Origin of the sequence: uncultured Dokdonia sp. (genome assembly GCF_947492535.1) — a bacterium.
GTDB lineage: Bacteria > Bacteroidota > Bacteroidia > Flavobacteriales > Flavobacteriaceae > Dokdonia.
Window position 1 is genome coordinate 1 of sequence record NZ_CANLNH010000007.1, and the last position, 21,699, is coordinate 21,699.

General features: G+C 33.5%; 17 protein-coding genes. 10 read left to right on the plus strand and 7 right to left on the minus strand.

Annotated elements, in window-relative coordinates:
* Window positions 1-180: 180 nt before the first annotated feature.
* The 5 genes from ychF to Q1A60_RS10855 form a co-directional block, all read right to left on the minus strand.
* Window positions 181-1,275 carry a redox-regulated ATPase YchF gene (ychF, locus tag Q1A60_RS10835; protein ID WP_299765437.1) on the minus strand — a complete coding sequence of 365 codons (1,095 nt, stop codon included), beginning with the start codon at window positions 1,273-1,275 and terminating at the stop codon, window positions 181-183.
* A 126-nt stretch (window positions 1,276-1,401) separates the two neighbouring features.
* The gene (locus Q1A60_RS10840; RefSeq protein WP_299765439.1) at window positions 1,402-2,787 is read right to left on the minus strand and encodes a hypothetical protein; all 1,386 of its coding nucleotides are present in this window, start codon (window positions 2,785-2,787) and stop codon (window positions 1,402-1,404) included.
* A 61-nt stretch (window positions 2,788-2,848) separates the two neighbouring features.
* Window positions 2,849-3,679: an alpha/beta hydrolase gene (locus Q1A60_RS10845; RefSeq protein WP_299765441.1), complete on the minus strand. Its 831-nt coding sequence runs from the start codon at window positions 3,677-3,679 to the stop codon at window positions 2,849-2,851.
* 145 nt (window positions 3,680-3,824) lie between these two features.
* Entirely contained in the window at window positions 3,825-4,031 is a 207-nt protein-coding gene (locus Q1A60_RS10850; protein WP_299765443.1) for a hypothetical protein, read from the minus strand.
* Between the two features lie 520 nt (window positions 4,032-4,551).
* A complete protein-coding gene (locus Q1A60_RS10855; RefSeq protein ID WP_299765445.1) occupies window positions 4,552-5,421 on the minus strand; it encodes an alpha/beta fold hydrolase in 870 nt (289 codons plus the stop codon).
* 506 nt (window positions 5,422-5,927) lie between these two features.
* On the opposite strand from Q1A60_RS10855, the gene Q1A60_RS10860 reads away from it, so the two are divergent.
* From Q1A60_RS10860 to Q1A60_RS10875, 4 genes are all read left to right on the plus strand, one after another.
* Window positions 5,928-8,804: a pitrilysin family protein gene (locus Q1A60_RS10860; protein WP_299765449.1), complete on the plus strand. Its 2,877-nt coding sequence runs from the start codon at window positions 5,928-5,930 to the stop codon at window positions 8,802-8,804.
* 184 nt (window positions 8,805-8,988) lie between these two features.
* The gene (locus Q1A60_RS10865; RefSeq protein WP_299765851.1) at window positions 8,989-10,443 is read left to right on the plus strand and encodes a BCCT family transporter; all 1,455 of its coding nucleotides are present in this window, start codon (window positions 8,989-8,991) and stop codon (window positions 10,441-10,443) included.
* 122 nt (window positions 10,444-10,565) lie between these two features.
* Window positions 10,566-10,991 carry a VOC family protein gene (locus tag Q1A60_RS10870; protein ID WP_299765451.1) on the plus strand — a complete coding sequence of 142 codons (426 nt, stop codon included), beginning with the start codon at window positions 10,566-10,568 and terminating at the stop codon, window positions 10,989-10,991.
* Between the two features lie 52 nt (window positions 10,992-11,043).
* Window positions 11,044-11,406, plus strand: a complete 363-nt coding sequence (locus tag Q1A60_RS10875) for a hypothetical protein (RefSeq protein WP_299765453.1) — start codon at window positions 11,044-11,046, stop codon at window positions 11,404-11,406.
* Here the strand turns inward: Q1A60_RS10875 and Q1A60_RS10880 are convergent.
* Window positions 11,398-13,659, minus strand: a complete 2,262-nt coding sequence (locus tag Q1A60_RS10880; RefSeq protein WP_299765455.1) for an ATP-binding protein — start codon at window positions 13,657-13,659, stop codon at window positions 11,398-11,400. The two genes, Q1A60_RS10875 and Q1A60_RS10880, sit on opposite strands and share 9 nt — an antisense overlap.
* 300 nt (window positions 13,660-13,959) lie before the next feature.
* Here Q1A60_RS10880 and Q1A60_RS10885 point away from each other — a divergent pair, with 300 nt between their 5' ends.
* From Q1A60_RS10885 to Q1A60_RS10910, 6 genes are all read left to right on the plus strand, one after another.
* Window positions 13,960-14,187: a hypothetical protein gene (locus tag Q1A60_RS10885; RefSeq protein WP_299765457.1), complete on the plus strand. Its 228-nt coding sequence runs from the start codon at window positions 13,960-13,962 to the stop codon at window positions 14,185-14,187.
* Window positions 14,188-14,723: 536 nt separating this feature from the next.
* On the plus strand, window positions 14,724-15,104 hold the full coding sequence (locus Q1A60_RS10890; RefSeq protein WP_299765459.1) for a hypothetical protein: 381 nt from the start codon (window positions 14,724-14,726) through the stop codon (window positions 15,102-15,104).
* Between the two features lie 12 nt (window positions 15,105-15,116).
* Window positions 15,117-15,407 carry a hypothetical protein gene (locus tag Q1A60_RS10895; protein ID WP_299765461.1) on the plus strand — a complete coding sequence of 97 codons (291 nt, stop codon included), beginning with the start codon at window positions 15,117-15,119 and terminating at the stop codon, window positions 15,405-15,407.
* A gap of 77 nt (window positions 15,408-15,484) precedes the next feature.
* Window positions 15,485-16,432, plus strand: a complete 948-nt coding sequence (locus Q1A60_RS10900; RefSeq protein WP_299765463.1) for a hypothetical protein — start codon at window positions 15,485-15,487, stop codon at window positions 16,430-16,432.
* Between the two features lie 273 nt (window positions 16,433-16,705).
* Entirely contained in the window at window positions 16,706-18,973 is a 2,268-nt protein-coding gene (locus tag Q1A60_RS10905) for a Plug domain-containing protein (RefSeq protein WP_299765466.1), read from the plus strand.
* A gap of 146 nt (window positions 18,974-19,119) precedes the next feature.
* A complete protein-coding gene (locus Q1A60_RS10910; RefSeq protein ID WP_299765469.1) occupies window positions 19,120-19,506 on the plus strand; it encodes a group III truncated hemoglobin in 387 nt (128 codons plus the stop codon).
* 1 nt (window position 19,507) lies between these two features.
* Here Q1A60_RS10910 and Q1A60_RS10915 read toward each other — a convergent pair whose 3' ends face one another.
* Complete coding sequence (locus tag Q1A60_RS10915) at window positions 19,508-21,676, minus strand: ATP-binding protein (protein ID WP_299765471.1); 2,169 nt, start codon at window positions 21,674-21,676, stop codon at window positions 19,508-19,510.
* Window positions 21,677-21,699: the final 23 nt, after the last annotated feature.

The following is a 21,699-nucleotide window of genomic DNA, read 5'->3' on the forward strand; positions in this document are numbered from 1 at the left end:
CTAGCAATTAGGTATAGAAGGAAACTGAATTATACGTTAAAAAGGAAATGCATCACATCGCCATCGGCTACGATATAGCCTCAAAAGGAATAAAACGGAAAATTCCATAAAATTTGTGCTTCGCAAATACAAATTTTATGGAATAACCACCCTAGCAATTAGGTATAGAAGGAAACTGAATTATACGTTAAAAAGGAAATGCATCACATCGCCATCGGCTACGATATACCCTTTTCCTTCTACACCTAATTTTCCAGCTTCTTTTACTTTAGCTTCACTTCCGTACTCCACAAAGTCATTATATTTAATAACCTCAGCACGAATAAATCCTTTTTCAAAATCGGTGTGAATAACACCAGCGGCTTGCGGTGCTGTAGAACCAATATTAATCGTCCATGCACGTACTTCTTTTACCCCTGCTGTAAAATAGGTTTGTTGATTTAATAACTTATACGCACTACGTATCAATTTTGCACTTCCTGGTTCATCAAGACCAATATCAGCTAAAAACATCTGACGCTCTTCATAGTCATCTAGCTCTGTAATATCTGCCTCTGTACCTACAGCGAGTACTAATACTTCTGCATGTTCATCTTTTACAGTCTCACGTACTTTATCTACATATGCATTTCCATCTACAGCACTGTTTTCATCTACATTACATACATACATTACTGGTTTATCTGTAATAAACTGTAATGGTTTTACATATTCTTCACGTGCATCTTCATCTATATCTATAGCGCGTACAGAAATACCGCCTTCTAAACCTTCTTTTAATTTAAGTAACACAGCTTCTTCTGCTTGTGCTTCTTTATTTCCAGTTCTCGCGGCGCGTTTTACTTTATCTATTTTCTTATCTACCGTATCAAGATCTTTTAATTGTAACTCAATATCAATTGTTTCTTTATCGCGTATGGGATCTACACTTCCATCTACGTGTACAATGTTATCATTATCAAAACAACGCAATACGTGAAGAATTGCGTCGGTCTCACGGATGTTTCCTAAAAACTGATTTCCTAATCCTTCTCCTTTACTTGCTCCTTTTACCAATCCTGCAATATCAACAATCTCTACCGTTGCTGGTACTACGCGTTCTGGATTTACAAGTTCTTCTAATTTCTCAAGACGTGGGTCTGGTACATTTACAACACCTATATTAGGCTCGATGGTACAAAACGGAAAATTGGCGCTTTGTGCTTTAGCATTAGATAAACAATTAAATAATGTTGATTTCCCAACATTCGGTAATCCTACGATTCCTGCTTTCATAATAGATACTTCAAATGATTATGTATAGATACGCTCCTGCCTGCCTGCCGGCAAGTTCGCGAAAGCGGTTTAAAACACCACTCCTTTTTCAGCGTGCAAAGATACAAGGGAAGAACCAAAATACCATCATTTTGGATTTATTGTTTTTTCTCCTACTGTTCCGTACCATTTTGCAATGGTATTTTCGGCAGGTTTAAAACGCGGTGTAAAGTCTACATTGGTTTTTGCTCCTTCAGCAGTTGTTCGAGTATGCCATTGCCAAATATAGCATCCTGCAAACCAAGGTTCATTCCATAATTTTTGAAACATCGCTTCATAGGCACGTTGTTGGGTTTGATCAGATTTTTTCTTGGTGAGCGCTCCTGTTACTGCGCCCCATTCCCAAGGAGCAATCGTTGCTGCATCATCACTTCGATACCCAATTTCTGTAAATAAAATTGGCATATCATACTGTGATGATGCTTTCTTTAAGGCTGTTATATGTGTATCCCAACCTGCTTTAATCGTTTCTAAATCAGGATTTCTATTGGTTGTTAAAGGAAAATATGCTTGTACGCCTATATAATCGAGTTCCTTCCAAAACGGAATACGTTCTATAGGGTCGTCCCAATTGGAAGCATACGTCAACTGTCCAGTATATATTTCTTTAATCTTTTTTATAAATGGAATCCACACATCAGGTTGATGCTGAATGGCTGTTCGTAATTCTGTACCTATACAAAATAAAGGGACGTCCATTTTTGCTGCCATACGGGCATATTGTAACATGCGCTCCTCATAACTCTTAAACCATATATCCCAATCTTCCTGAGAAAGTTGAATATTAGAACGCCACCCTTCACGTAACCAAATATGCGGTTTTAAATGTACGCTGATTTCCTTTTCTTGTAGTCTTCTAATATGTTTCATCGTTACAGAATCCCGACGAGACCAAACGTCGGGAATTACCTTACCTTCTATTTTATTTGTGGTTTCATTTTTCTGATCTATAAACGGAATCACAGTAGCCCACTCAATATTATCTTTTATAAGGTCTTTTGTTGCTTTCTGCACATCTTCTTGATCATACGACCAGAAAACACTCATCCCTCTATGTTTTCCATCTATTTCGTAGCGATTTGTCGCTTTCTCAGATGTATTTTCTATACTATAATCCCAATCATAATTAAAGAACTCAGTACTATTAAAAGAGATAATCCCTTTAATACTTATATAGATCACAAAAATTGGGATCACAAGTGAGAAGCTAAATCGTTTAAGTGCTAACGTCCATCCTCTTTTTTTAAATCCCCGTACTGCATATCGTATGATAACAAATAGTACATAAACGAGTAAAAAGAATATATGGAATCCAATAAGAAATCGTGATGTAGGTACAAATACGCCTAGCATTTTGATGGCTTCTACAAAAGAAACCTTAGCTCTCCATATGCCTATACAATAGAATAGCAAAAATATGCCCCAAGTACTTAGGTACAGTTTTAAAAGAATACGAAGTGTTTTCTTAAACATAAGGAAGCTATCTAAAAAGGACTACTACCTCTTAGAAGCGTATCCTATATAATTGTTACAATTATTTTTCTTTTTTAAGAACGCGATCTATTGCCGTTGTATACTCTGGAAATGTCACAAGATCATTGTGACCTCCACTAGGAACGGTTATAAATTCTTTAGACGATGTTGCTATTTTTTCAAATAACTTCTGCCCATGTTCATAAGCAACTACGGCATCATCAGTACCGTGAAAAACAGTAATAGGGCAAGAAACAGCATCTACAAATTCATATGTAGGCATCCTGTATTTTAATAATCGTTTTACAGGAAGCCATCTAAAACGCGAACGTGCCTCATCTTCGATACTATAAAACGGTGTTTCTAACGTAAGGTTTTTAGGGGTATGTTTACTTGCTACATAGGTAGCGAAAGTGGTCCCTAAGCTTCTCCCATATACATGAATTTGGGATTCGGGATAGTTCGCTTTCGCGAAAGCGTACCAAACCTCACTATCATCATACAAGGCTTGTTCTGGATTTGAAGTAGTTATGCTCGCATCACTTTTCCCATAATTACGATAATCCATTACAATTACTGAATATCCTTTTTGACTGAAAAACTGCGTAATCTCCCCCCAACGACGCACACTACCTGCATTTCCATGAAAATAAAGAATAACACCTTTAGCATTTGCTACAGGAAAATGGAGTCCGTGAAGTTGCACTCCTCCTTCTCCTTCTTGGTATATTTCTTCAAAAGGAACATCAAATTCAAAAACATAGTCTTTGGGTAATTGTTCGGGATGAAAAAGCATACTCTCTTGAAAAAAGTATAATCCGCCACATAAAATTCCATAAAGATTTCCCAAAATAAACAGGAGGATTGCTCCTCTTTTTAGTGTACGCTTCATTGCATAGGTTTATAATGAGACAAAGTAACTGTTTTTAATAGGAATAAAAAAAACACCTAAGTATATAAGAGCATAAACTTAGGTGTTTCTTAATCTGATACAGTATATAAACTGTGTGTGGTTTTATTTACATACTGTTTTAAAATTATCCTCCAAATCCATCACATGCTAACACGTCAAAAACGCATAAACCTACGCTCTGTACACAGGCAAAGATGCAACCTACGGGAAATACACCTGCACAATCTGCATCAGAGTTACAGGTTGTTAATCCCATACCTCCACCTACTGACAACTGTTCTTTTTTGCTCAACTTTTGAGCACCTTTTACATTTGAAATCTTTTTTAACATTATTTATCTATTTTAAATGACACATTCCTCTGATCAGTTTAAGACAGTCAAAGAATCTGTCTAACAAACTAGTTTTGTATGATTTAAATGTAGATTCATTTATATGGATTTACAAAGAAACTATTCCAGTTTTCATGAATATCGATAAAGTAAAAAGTGTCCCCACAAAAACTTACTATTAGAAGGCTATTTAAATTTGTAACTAATTAAAATAGAATACTTATAGATCAATTACTATTTAATATTTAATTGATGATTTATATAATTTTGTTAACCCGTTGTGCATTTTGAATAGATTTCTTGATTTTTCCCCTCCCTGAAGGGTGAATCGAAGAAATCTTTAGTACTTCCTTTAGGATTTGAGGGAAATAATGAAGATTGATAGGATACTATCACAGTTGTTTTGTCAAAATGCACAACAGATTTTATTAGTAATGTTTCAAGAAAAGTAGTCTACACTAAATGATGTAATAACATGATTTATTAGTATAGAAAATAAAAGGTGTTGTATCTATACTACCTACGCATTCTTACGCTTTGTATTATGAATTACGTTGAAGCTAGAGCCTTCCAAATCGATTTCTTTTGGTGTAGAATTAAGAATTTCGGTAAGCATTTTATGATAACTCTCAAAGTTATTGAGGTTTTTATGCCCGCCCCCAATGATGGTGTACATTTTAGTTAACTTAGGTTTCACTTTAGAAAGTTTCACACTCGTTTTATAGGGAATCAATTTATCATCGGTACCATGAATAATATGGATAGGACATTGTACATATTTAAGCCACTTGTAGGTAGGTAACGGATATTTAATCAATAAAGACAGAGGCATAAACGGCGCATAGCGTGCCGTTACTTTGGTAAGACTATAATAGGGAGCATCAAGAATAAGCATCCTCGGATTATTTACAGAGGCAATTTTGGTAGCAAGTCCAGATCCCAAACTACGTCCATAGAGGATAATATGTTTTTCATCTACGTGTTCTTTTAATTTATTATAAATTACTTGTAGATCTCTTTTCAATGCTTTCTGATTACGACGTCCTGTACTTTTTCCAAAACCTCGGTAATCCATCATCACAACATCATAGCCATTACGCGTAAAATCTACGGCAAATTTTCCCCATCCTTTAATGCTTTTAGAATTTCCTTTGAGATACAACACAACGCCCTTAGGTTTTTTAACCTTAAAATGGAGTCCATTCAGTTGTGCACCGTCTCTTGTCTCTATGGTATATTCATCTACTTCTTGATTTTCATAAAAGAATTGAAAATCAGCAGGTAGTTTTTCTGGTTTAAATAAGAAATAGTCTTGTAAATAATATAATAATATACTTATAACAATGTATAATATAATTAAAGTAATACCTACAACTATTAATTGTTTCATTATACTAAAGTAATGAAAAAAGAAAAGCGAGTCGTAACTCGCTTTTAAACTTCTTAATTAACACAACAACACCTAGGGTTTGTATTAAGATAACAAAAACAAGCATAGCAAGGAAGGGAAGCTCCATTAATAGTTTCTTGTTCTTCTTTTTCTAATTCTTTAATTCTGCTGATTTTTAAAATATCATTTAGCATATTAATAAAAATTTATAGTTAATACTCTATATTACAAACATATAACTCAATTTTATGTTTTATTATTATAATTAAGCAAAAAATTAACACATTAGTTATCAGACATATAACAATTTGACAAGTTTAAAATATCATATATAGGTTAAGAATCTTTTTGATTTTTTACGCTTTCGCGAAAAGTAAATAAGGCATCATTAATTCTTTCAAAAAATGCCTGTAACCCCTTACAAACGTTAAATTCTTTAACACAAAACCCCTTTTATACACAAAGAGAGTATCGTACCTTGTAGGCTTCTTAATAAATAAAAAAAAATGACTTTACAAAAATCTTTACGACTAGCGTTTATGGGTCTCATATGCTCTGGTTTTTTTATTGCTTGTACAGATGAAAGTAGCTCTAATGGTAGTAATGCCGAAGATAGCGCTTCTCTTTCTGTAGATTATGAAAAATATGAACTAGAAAATGGACTTGATGTCATTTTACATCAAGATAAAAGTGATCCTATTGTTTCTTTAGCGATCCAATATGGTGTAGGATCTAATCGTGAAAAAACAGGACGTACAGGATTTGCGCATCTTTTTGAACATATGTTATTTCAAGAGTCTGAAAATGTACCACAAGATCAGTTCTTTAAAAAGATACAAGATGCTGGAGGTACACTTAATGGAGGTACTTGGAAAGATGGTACTATCTATTATGAAGTTGTTCCAAATAATGCTATGGAAATGGTGATGTGGTTAGAAAGTGACCGTATGGGATACCTTATTAACACGGTAACAGAATCTGCATTTTACAATCAACAAGAGGTTGTTCAAAATGAAAAGCGTCAGCGTGTAGATAATAACCCTTACGGACATACAAACTGGGTGTTAGATAAAAATATCTACCCAGAAGGTCATCCTTATAATTGGCAAGTCATTGGAGAGTTAGTAGATCTTCAGAATGCAACTATCGATGATGTAAAAGAATTTTACGCAAAATACTACGGTCCTAACAATGCAACGTTAGTACTTGCTGGAGACTTCGAAACAGAAGAAGCAAAAGCAATGATTGAGAAGTATTTTGGCGAAATCAAAAAAGGACAAGACGTTCCTAAACTAAAGCCACAACGTGTTACACTTGCTGAAACAAAGAAATTGTACCACGAAGATAATTTCGCGCAAGCGCCACAATTACATATGGTTTGGCCAACACTTGAGCAATATACTGATGATGCGTATGCATTAGATTTTCTAGCAGAAATCCTTTCTGACGGAAAAGAAGCACCTATTTATGAAGTGCTCACAAAAGAGAAGGAATTAACGTCAAATGCATTTGCATATAACAATTCGCAAGAATTAGCTGGAGAATTTCATATTATCGTAACTGCGAGTGCAGGAAAAGATCTTGACGACGTAGAGACTGGAATTTTTGAAGCAATGCAACGTTTTGAAACTAATGGTATTCCTGAAGGGGATGTAGATCGTATCAAGGCAAGTTTAGAAACAGATTTCTATAATGGCATCAGTAGTGTATTAGGTAAATCATTCCAAATGGCACAATACAATGTATTTGCAGGAGAGCCTAGTTTTATCGAGCAAGATATTGAGAATATCAAAAAAGTAACCGAGGCAGATATCATGCGTGTATATAACAAATACATTAAAGACAAGCCGTATGTATTAACCAGTTTTGTACCTAAAGGACAATTAGACTTGATTGTTGAAAATTCTAAAAAAGCACCTATTGTAGAGGAAGCTATTACAGAAAATGTAACTAAAGAAGTAAAAGATGCAGCAACTGAAGTTGTAAAAACACCTTCAAATTTTGATCGCTCTGTAGAGCCTTCACAAGGACCTGCTCCTGCACTTAACATTCCTGATAGCTGGACAACAGAATTAGCTAATGGAATGAAAGTATATGGTATTGAACAAAATGAAATACCTACGGTTAATTTTAACCTTGTTATTGAAGGAGGTCATTTACTAGACAGTAAAGATAAAAATGGGGTAGCAAACCTTATGACAGATATCTTGATGGAAGGAACGGCTACTAAAACACCTGCAGAGTTAGAAAAAGCTATTCAAAGTCTTGGTGCGAGTATCCGAATGTTTACAGGACGTGAATCTATTGTAGTACAAGGAAATACACTTACACGTAATTTTGAAGCTACGATGGATCTTATTGAAGAAATTCTATTAGAACCACGTTGGGATGAAGAAGAATTTGGACGTATCAAAATAGCTACCGTAAATGGAATTAAGCGTTCTAATGCTAATCCAAATGTTATTGCAAACAGAGTATATACAAAAACATTGTATGGAGATGATCATATTTTCTCATACCCATCTAGCGGTACTGAAGCATCTGTAAATGCAATCACAATGAATGATTTAAAAGCATTTTATAATACAAATTTCTCTCCATCAGTAAGTAGATTTCATATTGTAGGAAAAATTAAGAAAGAGACTGCGTTAAATGCATTGAAAGATCTTGAATCAAAATGGGCAGCAAAAGAAGTGACAATGCCTACTTATGAGATTCCTTCACAAAGAGGTAAATCATCTTTATTATTTGTAGATGTACCAAATGCAAAACAATCTGTAATTAGTATCGGAAATATAGGACTTGCGCGTACAGATAAAGATTTTTACCCTGCCGAAGTCATGAATTATAATTTAGGAGGCGCTTTTAATGGCGTTGTAAATAGAATTCTTCGTGAAGAAAAAGGGTATACATATGGCGCTCGTACTGGTTTTAGTGGAACAAAGATTCCTGGAACATTTACGGCTTCTTCTAGTGTACGTACCAATACAACTGGAGAGTCTGTACAAATCTTTAAAGACGAGATTGCTCGTTATAAAGAAGGAATCACTGCAGAAGATCTTGAGTTTACTAAGAATGCCTTAATTAAGTCGAATGCGCGTCGTTTTGAAACACAAGGTGCATTATTAGGTATGCTACAAGAGATGAGTGCTTATGGCTTAGCTCCAGATTATATAGAAGGAGAAGAAGCTACCGTACGTAATATGACATTAGAGCAACACAAAGCGTTAGCAAACAAATATCTTGATGAGTCAAAAATGGCGTATCTCGTTGTTGGTGATGCTGCGACACAATATGCACAGTTCCAAAAAATGGGATTTGATGAAGTAAAGTTATTAGACAAAGACGGTAACGAAACTGAATTAAAAGCAGTAAAGCAGTAAGCTGTTTATTTAGTATATACAAAAGGGACATCGATACGGTGTCCCTTTTTTTGATTGTGAAAATAGAAGGAGATTCCCGACTTCGCGGGAATAAAAACATATTTTAAGTACCTTAGTTCCTCGATCGCAAAATCAACACCCACTGAAACTTTTTGAACACATCAAAAAATACCCTGTACTCACTATTTCTATAGGGCTTTTACTCTTGTTTGCAGGCTTTGTATTTGTAAATACTACAGGGTTTTACAATAGTATTGAAAATGCTTCCTTATGGGTTCGTAAATGGTTTGGTCATTTCTATCTCTATTTAGGATTATTCTGCGTACTCTTCATTGTAGGATTAGCCCTCTCCCCTTTCGGGAAACAGAAATTAGGGAGTCCTGAAGATGTGCCTGAGTTCTCACGTTGGTCATGGATCGCCATGTTATATAGTGCTGGTATGGGTGCAGGCATTCTCTTACGAGCGGTACAAGAGCCTGTCTTTATGCAACAACACCCACCGATACAGACGGGTGCTTCACCAGAAATTATAGCCTTAGAATATACTTTTTATCAATGGGGATTTACCGCATGGGCATTTTATGGCCTCTTTGCGTTGATTATTGGGTATTATCTATTTACCAAAAAACGATCTGCGCTTATTAGTGCTTCGATACAAAGCATCACTACCCATAAACTACCGACACATGGTATTGATATTCTAGCAACAGTTACGACTGTTTTTGGGCTTGTAGGTGCTATAGGGTTAGGAACCACACAAATTAATGGAGGTCTCAATCATATTACGCAAGGGAACTTTGGTCTTTGGACGACTATTGGTATTACGATATGTATTGCTATTCTTGCCTTTCTATCGGTTTGGAAAGGGATGCATAAAGGCATCAAACGTATTTCTACGCTTAATATATGGATCACCTTAGCCATTCTCATCTATGTGTTTGTGCAAAGTGATATGGTAGCGGTTGTGTCCGCTTTCGCGAAAGCGGTTACCCTTTATATAAAAGATTTTATCCCACTTAGTCTTGCGATTGGATCGTATAATCCTGGGGAAGCTTTTTTAACAGATTGGACGTATTACTATTGGGCATTTTGGCTCGCTTGGGCTCCGTTTACAGGCATTTTTATTGCGCGTATTTCTCGTGGAAGAACGATTAGAGAATTGTTACTGGGTGTCTTGATCATTCCGGCCATGGGGACTTTTTTTTGGTTTAGTGTTTTTGGAGATAGTGCCTTTACACTCATAGAGAATTGGGGAACATATAACAACGAATTTGGCAATGTATTTTCTTCCATTTTTGTGTTTTTTGAAAGTTATCCATTTGCGAGTGTACTCAATGTGATTACAATGGTTTTACTGATTAGTTTTTTAGTCACTTCGGTAGACTCGGCGGTATTTGTATTGAGCATGTTTACTGATAAAGGAAATCCAACGCCTAAACGCAGACATCGTTTGATCTGGTCTGTAGGAATTGCGCTATTTGCTATTGCCATGATTGTATTGGGCAATGCCCGTCCAGAAATTAGTGTCTTGGTTGCATTGCAAAAATTATTGATCATCACTTCCCTCCCATTTGCCTTGTTTATGGTGGTGATGGTTGGCGTGTTTGTAAGAGATATCGTAAAGAAAAAAGAGTCATAAGTTCCATCGTGATTATCTATAATGAAAAACCAATCAATTCTCTTAATTACTTATACTAACTTTCAAGATGAGTATTCATAATATAATTAGTAATTTTAAGATTGAACTCAAACTTTCAGAAAATGAAAACAACCACATTTCTAACATTTGTAGGTGAACAATGCGGAAAGGCTAAGGAAGCTATAGATTTTTATACTTCTATCTTTCCTAATTCAGAAATTAAAAGCATCGTAAACTATCAAGAAGGAGAAGCTGGAGGAACACCAGAGCTTATTAAATATGGTGTTTTTACATTAAATGGTACTGCATATATGGTTTCTGAAAGCAATTACAATCATGCATGGTCATTTTCGCCAGGAGTATCGCTATTTGTTACGTGTAGTTCTGAGGAGGAGATAGATACTTTATTTGAAAAAATCGTGTCAAATGGAGGCCAAATAATGGTTCCGCTTGAAAATTATGAAACTGGTGATTACGGTTTTGGTGAAAAATTCGGATGGTGTCAAGACAGGTATGGTATTTCATGGCAATTTAATCTTTCCGAATAAATACGAAATCATATCATATACTGTTTAATATAAAGGGATAGAAAAAAATAACATGAAATCAATCGTTTTAAAATTACCTGAATATCTTTTAATTATTTTAATCTTATTAGCGGGATATACCCCTCCTTTTTCTATAAACCCACTTTTTCTTGGAATCATTGGTATTTTAATTCTTCAAATTATATTTAAAAATAAAATATTAGGTCTCATACTTGGAACTCTATACTTTCTCGTTACTCTTTATTTCTTGGGAGCGTTACTGTCAGAATTTAATGAGTTTACAGAAGTTAACAATAGTGCAAGACAATTACTCCTTGTAGGTATTCCTCTCTGGATACTAAATGTAGTCTTATCTTCTATTATGATCTATAAGTATGCTATTCATACGTTCAAAAATAATCTACAACTAAGCTAGCTTTCGCAATTCATCTTTGAGGTGTACTGATAGGTTGTAGACAATTATTTTTTTAAACGTATCAATATCATAAGGCTTTAGAATGATATCATTCATACCTGAGCTAAAGATTTGGGATTTTTGCCCCTCTATCTCAACAGCTGTTAAAGCAATAATAGGAATAGACGTATTAAATTGTCGAATCTCCACAGTCGCATCAAAACCATTTTTAACAGGCATATTAATATCCATTAAAACTAAGTCAAATGCGTTTTCTTTTACAAGAGTTACTGCTTCTTCCCCATTTTGTGCAATCGTACATATCACATCTTCATTTTCAAGAATCTTTTTAGTAACGATTTGATTTATCCTATTATCTTCTACAATTAGAATTTGTTTCTTAGCTAATTGTTTGAAATTTAAAATAGGAGCAGGTGTAGTCGTATCTAATTCATTAGAAATAGCAATATCTAGATTAAATATAAACGTTGTTCCTTTTCCTAATTCACTTTCTACTCTAATTTCACCGCCAGCTTGCTCTACTAGTTTTTTAACAATAGGCAATCCTAAACCAGTACCTTGATATTTAGAAGACATAGAATCTATTTGCGTAAACTCATCAAAAATCTGATTTAATTTATGGTTTTCGATACCTGGTCCTGTGTCACTAACTATAAATTGAATCGTAGCAGTTTCGGTAGTTTTCTTTATATTCTTAATAGCTAATATAATTTCACCTCTCTCAGTAAATTTGAAGGCATTCCCTATTAAATTCATTAAAATTTGAGATAGTCTTACAGAATTGCCGTGCAAGAATGTAGGAACATCTTCTTGAATCTGAATTTTAATTTCGTTTTGATTTTGTAGTCTTACGTATTCAAAAGAAGAAGCTATGGTAGATGAAAGTTCTTTAATATCAAACGTTGTTTTTTCTTCTTTAAAACTAGTATTCTCAATTTTATTAATATGTAATAAGTCGTTTACTAGAGCTAATAGATAATTTGCAGAAAACTTTAATGATTTCAAGTCTTTCTCGTGTTTCTTCAAATCATTATTTTCTAATAAAATAGAGCTCAGCCCTACAACACCATACAGCGGAGTTCGTAACTCATGACTCACTGTTGCAAAAAACTTTGATTTTACCTTAGTGAGTTCTTCACTTTGTTTTTTTGCAGCTAAATATTCTACATTTTTATTCTTAAGATCTGTTATTAATCGTTTGCGTTTAAAATTGGAAATATACGTCTGAATAAAAATGATAGAAACTAAAATTAAAATAGCCAGAATAACACAAATTAATAAGGTCTTACTCTCGGCTTGTTCTTCTAATAATTTTTTTTCTAACTCTTTTGATTTGATTTGATCTTTAAAACGTTCTGCATTTAATTTTGCTGTTGCAGATTCAATGATATTTCTGTCATCATCTTTATTTTTTTCTATTTCATATACTTCTAATTTTTTATTAACCTCATACACTCCTTTATAATCTCCTTTCATTGCTAAAGCTTCTTTATAACCTGTGTAGCCTTCTATTAGAGCTTCTTTGAATTCATTAGCTGGAGAAAGAGCTATTGTTTGTTTGAAGTTTTTGATAGCTTCTTCTGGTTTATTTAATAGAAGTAGCATTCTTCCTTTATTATGAAGATGACTCGCTTTAAAATGGGGAGGGTTATTCAATAAGTTTAGATAGATTCCTGTTTTATCAATATGATACGCACTATTCTTTGCATCTTTTGCTTCATTATATGCTCTTGATAAGTTATGATGTAAAATAAATAAGCGCGTGGTATCTTTTAAACGGGATGCAATTTCAATACTTTCTAGGTAGGAGCTTATCGTTTTACTTTGATAACCTTCCATAGAATAATAGAGGTTTGCAAGATTCCCTTTGGATTTTAAAATAAGTGAACTATCCTTCGCCTTTTTTGCTTCGTTTAATGATTTTAAAAATAGTTTCTTAGCCCTTATGGTATCCTTAACAGCTAGTAATGTGTTCCCAATAACTGACCTGACTTTATGAATATGTGCTTTATTTTCACTTTTTTCAGCTAGTGATAATCCTTTTTCACTATAAATTAAAATCGGGGCATAGTTAAGATTATAGTGTTCTCCTGTCATCCAATCTATCATTGCATCAACATGCGTTGTTATCTCGGCTGCAGTAGAATCTATTGAAATTTCAGGTAACTTATCTATGATAGAATTTAAAGAGACATCAACAGCTTTATTTTGCTCTTGACTAAAAGAAAATAGGCTGAAGAGTATAACAATCAAAAACAATGTTTTGTGCAAGAACTTCATAATAAACATTCATAATTTAGGGAGCTCTAAATATAGATTTTATTTATAAAACAAGTACGTTATATTAATATTATATGCATTTAATCGGCTATACACGTATTTAATCGATATTATAAACTATTAAAAAGAAAACACATATATTATAAATCATAGATTTTTATCTAATATTTTATAAAAACATCAATTCATTTTATGTATTTAGCATGTATTATTACATTAAGGAATTAATATCATTGTAAAAAAGGTATAGTGTTACCTCACAAACAAAAATAAATGAATAAAGAAATTTTAAATCAAGATACTTTACCTAATACAGAAAGAAGAAGAGACCTACTACCTATTTGGATAAAAGTATTTCTGTGGTTCTTTATGATATTTGGTTTTTTTGCGCCCATTTGTTTATTGCTTGGAATTCTTGGTTTTGATGTTTCTCTTGCCCTGTACGGTTTAGAAGCTACAAATGCCTTAACAGTTAATGGGCTTAACCCGTTGTGCATTTGATTCTATTTCTACTACTTTTTCCCCTACCCTAAAGGGTGAATAGTAGAAATTTTCATTCCATCCTTTAGGATTTGAGGAAAAGAATGAAAATATAGCATCTAAACCCACGCTATTTTTTCTAAATGCACAACGGGTGATTTTATTATAATTATAGTATTTTCTCTTAAAGGAACTGTATCTTTTGGACTGTGGACTGAAAAAAATGGACTGTTGGTCTTGCCATTGTAGATACAATTCTCGGTATTATTTTGTGTACTTTTATAATAATAGTCTTACCATTCTTGTCTGAAAGCGGGGATTCAATTTTAAATATAAGACTAGAGTTCATTGTACTAATTCCTTATTTATTAAAAACGAATAAAATAAAATCAGACTGGGAAAATAGATCCTAAATAAGCGTATTTAAACATGATTATTCATTAAGGTTAGAGATATTATCTAGTATCTTCAGGAGGTACTTATCATATATTAATTAAAAAATCTGTTTACGCTTTCGCGAAAGCGGACAAAGAAGAACACCCACAGTAAATTAACTAATGTCACTATCTAAAAACATACAACGCCTATTAAAAAAAGAAGCAGGTGTAATTCTTTTAAAAAAAACTTCTAAAGATACTACGTGGGAATTTTTAATCTCAAATACAAATACATTAGCCACACTATTATACTTTATTATAAGGAAGAAACATGACTATTTAATCCTAACGAATAAAAGAGTGGTACTTATTTTACGAAACAACGTAGTTAATGAATATGTATTTAACGAAGTCTCATCTGTATCTTATAATGGGATAAATGAAACCCTACAAATAAAAGAACCAGATCAATACGTTTCATTTCACGTAGAAAAAATGAGAATCACATATGATGAAGCTAAAGAGATTAGAAAAAAACTTGAACCTTTTTCTAAAAAATGATCATAACAAATCATGCAAGCCAAAAACAAAAGAAGAATATGCATACTTACTATCATAGGAATGATTTTACTCATTCCGTTTATTGCGATGCAGTTTACACCAGAAGTCCGTTGGGCATTAGCTGATTTTGTAATCGCAGGTATAGTATTATTAGGATTTGGAAGTATGATAGAAGGTATCATTTTGAAAATACAAAACCGTACATACAAAACACTGCTTTATATTATTCTCATCATCTTATTTCTTTTGCTATGGGCAGAACTCGCCGTTGGTATCTTTAATTCTCCAATTGCTGGGAGTTAAAATTCAACTAATTAACAAAATATTGATTTTTCTATCTTCTTTAAAAGTTACTTTAGAATCTAACTAAAATCAATCTCGTGACTAAAAAGCAACTCGTATTCTTTACAGTATACTTCTTTGCAATTGCGCTCTCATTGGGGCAATCTACTACTGACTATACCATCTATCATCAAAACGTATTAAAAACAGAACAACATATTGTTGATGAAAACTATAGTGATGCGCTCTTCATATATGAGCAATTATTTAAAACCTATGACTTCATATTTTTAAGAGACTATAAAATAGCAAGTCAGTTGGCTGCTTATACAAAAAACAAAGAGAAAACACTTTCCTATATCGAATTAGGCATACAAGCAGGATGGTCTTTGACATCTATTAAAAAACATACACTTTTAAAAAAATACCTTTCAAAAGAAGATTGGAAAATAATCAAGAAAAAATACGATTCGCTTACGTCCATACACGAGCGTACACTCAATAAAGAAGTACAGGCGCAAGTCAAAAAAATGTATGCTAAAGATCAGTGGAAAGCGCTCAAGGCATTGTTTAGATTTAGCGAAAAAGCACAGACTCGGTATGCCGAAAACAAATTTGCACCACACAGTGAGCAACAAATAGCCAAACTTATGGATATCATGGCGACCTATGGATATCCTGGGGAACAACTAGTGGGTAAAGGATATTGGACATCTACAATCATTAGTCATCATAATTCTATATCTACTACATATAATCGAAATGACACATTGTACACAACTTTAATTCCAGTACTTAAAGAAGCTATTCAAAAAGGACAACTTTCGCCGTATCAGTTTGCCATTATAGATGATTGGTACTTGACATCCTTAAATGATGATTCAAAACCAAATTATGGAATTATAAGACCACCTTCTCCAGAAAACGTGTCTAAGACAAATAATCCTAGAGCTGCTATTGGTATACGAACAATAGCACTAAGAGATTCATTACTAACTGTTGAAGAGAAAATAGGAATTCACCTCTATATAATGGATATATGGTAAACAAAACATATAAGCCTTTGTTAATTGTGTTAAATCAATCTAAATTGACGTGTCAATATTACACTTGAGCAGTATATTTATGTTAGAATTTTAACGTTTAAAAGTACTCGCTATGATGAAAACTAACACTTTACTTTCCACGTTTTTCTTTATTTCTCTATTTCTCTATTTTTTAATTTTACCGGTTTTTCTCAAAATATAACACAAAGAGGTCCGTACAATTCAGAAGTTCCCATCATTGAACAAATTTCTGTAAAAGACTCATTGTATATTATGAGAGAGCATGTTGTATTACAGTTAGCTAATGAGCAAATAAACAATGATCATCTCTTTTTCAAAGCATATCTTTTAACGGGACCTCAACAAAATAGATATAGCAATAGCCGTGTGTTACATATTGAATTACAAGACACCAATGGAACTACTGTAAAAACACAATTTCATGAAATCGTAGACGGAATGGTCACTGGAAATATCATTCTGCCTAAACGAGTAAAGGAAGGTAATTACACTGTAAAAGCATACACACAGTGGATGAAAAATTACAGTGACACACCTTATGCGAAGAAGCAAATTCTCATTGGAGATCCTGCTACTTCTGATACATCTCTAACAAATACGATAACCATTCTTCCTGAAGGAGGAACCTTTTTACAAGGGTATAAAAATAAAATAGCATTTCAGATACCTCCAAACCTCATAGGCAACGATGGGACTATTGGTACCATCGTAGATAGTCAAAATACAGAGATTCTTAAAGTAAGAGATTATAGTGAGGGTTCGGGAATTGCATTTCTAGAACCAAAAAGTAATGAACGTTATTTTCTAAAATTAGAAAATGGTACTACGTATCCATTACCAGAGAGTGAAGATCAAGGACATATGCTACGCATTAATAACATAGAAGCTTCCATGGCTAGTATACAAGTAGTTCGTTCTGAAAAAGCTCAAAAAACACCTCTTAAACTTATAGGCACATTACGTGGTGTACCTTATTTTGAAAAGAAAATTAACTTCACAAAAAATAGTGCCGATATAAAACTTGATAAGGAAAAAATACCAAGAGGCATCTTAGAACTACAGCTTGTTGACTTAGAAGGAAACTCACTAGCCAAAAGACCTATTTGGATAGATGGACAACCTTTACAAATTACAATGGACCAAGTAACATCTACCGATACTGAAGTAACCTATAAAATAAAAGTGACAGACCAAAAAAATAAACCTGTAAAAACAGAGGTAGCACTTAGTATCATTTCGGAAGATACGAACACAACTAGATTTGAAGAAGCCGATCTATTTGCTTCCCTTCCTGAGCAACTTGACAATGCAACAGAAAGAAACAGACGTTTTTTACAAGATATGTTTGTACTCATTTCTCAGAAAGCAGAAAGCGATACACACAATGAAAGTTCAATGACCATTAATACGATAAAGTATCCTATTCAAAAAGGGCTCCATGTGAAAGGCTATGCGTATGATTTCAATAATAAACTATTAGTCAATACGCCTATACAAGTTATGTTTACCAATGAAAACGGTATTTCTATTGAAGAAACTACTACCGATGCTAATGGAATTTTACGCGTAGATAATATTCATATTGATGGAGAAACAACGCTTCTATGTAGAACAAAAGGAGATGATACAGAATCCAGATTGGTGCAATTAGAGCGTATTGAAGATGCTTTTTATAAAGACCCTAAAAAAGAAAAAGCAAGAATAAAGCTAGCTAAAACAGGCTCAAAACAGAAAACGAATGCATCTCAGGAGCAAAAAGCACTTGCTGTACAACCTTTGGACACCACAGGAACACTTGTTTTAAATGAAGTACCATTAACAGGGAGAAAAACAAAAGAAGCGCCTCCAAAAGAAAAACCATCAGTATATGGCGTAAAACCGCCTAAACACAGAATAGTATACCAAGACTATGACCGTCCTAAAAGTACAGGACTATTACTTGCTCAAGTACCTGGAGTTATCGTTACTGGTCTTGGTGAATTATATCCTTCAGTATCTATTCCCCGAGCGCCAGGACCCATTTTATTTGTCGTAGATGGTATTCCTGTGATGCGTAGAAGTCGCATAAATACAGGTAATACATTTGGGGGTGGTGCGCTCACTACGGCGCCAAGATCAAGTTTAAATGATCTTCAAGATGTTGTAAATTATTCAGATATTCAACGTATTGAAGTATTAATAGGTCCAGAAGCTGCTATCTATGGTTCTAGAGGTGCTGGAGGTGTGATTGCTGTATACACACGTTTTGCAGAAGACACCTATATCCCTAGAAAAAAAGCACAACTTGATTTTCAAGGATATGAACCCGCAATTACATTTGAAAAATATCAAGAAACACTTTCTAAAAAAGATCGTAAAAATGCTACTGTATTATATTGGAATCCATCCATAAATACCAATGAAAATGGAGAAGCTTTAATCACATTACCAATCACGGATACTACAAAACCGTTAAAAGTAAAAGCTACGACTATTAATCAAAAAGGAAATGTAGGCGTATTGCAAACATCATTGAATTAATATTTTTCTGGGTACGCTTTCGCGAAAGCGTACTTAGAAAATTTACGGCCAAAGAATGCCATAGTGTTAAAGCGTACTCAACAAAAAATATAATTTGTAAATATTTAAAATTGTATATGTGTAGAGTCACTATCTTGTGATCTCTTATGAAAAAAGAAATCACAAAAAGAAAAGATATTCACCTTCTCGTCACCACCTTTTACAGTCGGATACGAAAAGATGTATACCTCGCTCCTATCTTTGAGCGGCATATCCATCATTGGGAGGAACACCTAGAACACCTCACTGATTTTTGGGAAGCACAACTCTTTTTTAAGAAAAAGTTTACAGGCAATCCATTAGAAAAACATCAACAAGTAGATGCCGCCGAAGGATATACCGTCAACGAGCAACATTTTGGTATTTGGATCAATCACTGGATACAAACCATAGACGATTTATTTGTAGGAGAAAAAGCAGCCACACTTAAAAATAGGGCAAGAAAAATAGGCACCTTCTTACATGTCGGAATGTTTAATGCTAGGCCTAAATAATCTAACTGACACGTTCCTTTTTAACGATAGCCTTATAGATTTTTTCAATAAAATCTGCCGTCACAAAAGGTTTTAAGATATATCCATCCATGAGTTCTTTATTAATCTTTCCTTCTATCTCTTCTGTAGAAGTAGCAGTTAAGGCTATAATAGGAGTATTATCTCCATTTTCTCGAATGATTTTTGTGGTCTCATAGCCATCAAGTTCTGGCATATGGATATCCATTAAAATACAATCAAACTTCATTTCCTTTATAAGTGCTATCGCATTTTCACCAGAGTCTACTACTTGAGACGTTATATTGTATTGATCTAAAATCTTCCTTGTTACCAATAAATTGATTTTATTATCATCTACAACCAAGACCTTCTTATGTTGTAAGTCTTTTGTTAAGTATTTGAGATCTTCATCTTTTATAATTGCTTTGGTACTCTTAGAGAATGTCAATTCAAAACTAAAGGTTGCACCTTCTCCTTCTACACTATCTATATGAATATCACTATCCATAGCTAATAATGTTCTTTTTACGATAGAGAGCCCTAAGCCTGTTCCTTTAAATGACTTTTCAGTTTTAGAACGTTCTTGGTAAAATTCTTCAAAGATCTTTATTTGCCCTTCTTTAGAAATACCTATCCCATTATCTTCTATCGCAAAATACACCGTAACTTCTTCTCCTATTTCTTCAAGTAACTTAACGCGTATCATGATCGTTCCATTACTCGTAAATTTGATCGAATTAGAAACCAGATTAATGAGTATTTGTGAGAGCTTTAAAGAATCTCCTATAAGTACTTCTGGGATTGTTGGATCATATGCTAATTGTACTTTATTATTACTATCACGTATAGCATACTCTAAGCTTTCTACAATATCTAAAATTAAAACCTTTGGTTTAAACTCTAAAAACTCAACATTCATTTTGCCCGATTCAACTTTGTTTAGTTGAAGGACATTATTAATAAGTGATAATAAATGGTTTCCTGAAAAATTAAGTGACTCTAGGTATTCTTTATGACTACTATTTACATTTTCTTTTAATAACAGCCTAGATAGCTCTATCACGGCATATAAAGGAGTTCGTAGCTCATGACTAATTTCTGAATAAAACTTACTCTTTACATTAGATAAGTATTCTGCCTCTTCTTTTGCTATTTTGAGTTGTTTGTTTTTTTTGAAAATGCCATAAACACTTAAAAGTAAAATAATGCTAACAATAATAAATATAATGTTAGACACTCGAGTTTTCTTAAAAGCAATAGCTTGTTCTTCTTTTTCTTGATTAACAATAGAGAGTTTTTCTTCATTCTCTTTATTACGAAATTTAGTTTCTACCTCTTTAGCAACCTCCAATTCCCTAAATGTGTATATGGTATCTGCTACTTGGGTGTATTCTCTCAATGCGAGAAACGCATCTTTATAATCATTATTCTCATAATGACGTTTAGATTGAGTTCTATATAACGTAGCTAAAATGCCATAAAAGTTATATTCTTTTGCATAAGTAATACTCTCATCAAAATAGAAGTTGTAATTATTAATGTCTCCTTTTTCATAGTAGACATCACTCAATCGCATATATAAATACCCTATAATAGATCGTCCTTTGACAAGTGTTGATTCTTTAGATAACTCATACGCTTCGGTATAATAGGTTAACGCACTATCATATGCCTTTTCTACATTGCTCAAGTACCGAGCATAATTATATAACGGATAGATAATCTCATCTTTATTTTGAGATGTTCTTCCTAGTGCAATCGCTTCTTTAAAATAAGTGTTTGATTTTGCAATACTATCTAATTCACGATATGTTACACCAATATCGCTTATTGTTTTTATCACATTTCCTATATCGTCAGATTTGAGAAAATAGTCCCTAGACTTAGATAAATAATCTAGACATAATGTAATATTCCCTGTATTGTAATACGAATTTCCAATCACATTATAAGCCTTGGCTTTTAAGTGATCATTATTCGTTTTGGTTGCATACTCAATAACCTTATCAGAAATTTTGATTGCTTCTCCGTAATCAAATTGATCAAACTTGTGATAAGCACGCTCCACTTCTTTATACATAGAGTCTATCATAATACTATCTTGGGCTTGCCCATTAGCAAAGCCACAGAGACCTATAAGAAAAGTACATAGTAAATATGTATAGCGCATTAATCTAATGGGTTGTAAGTCCC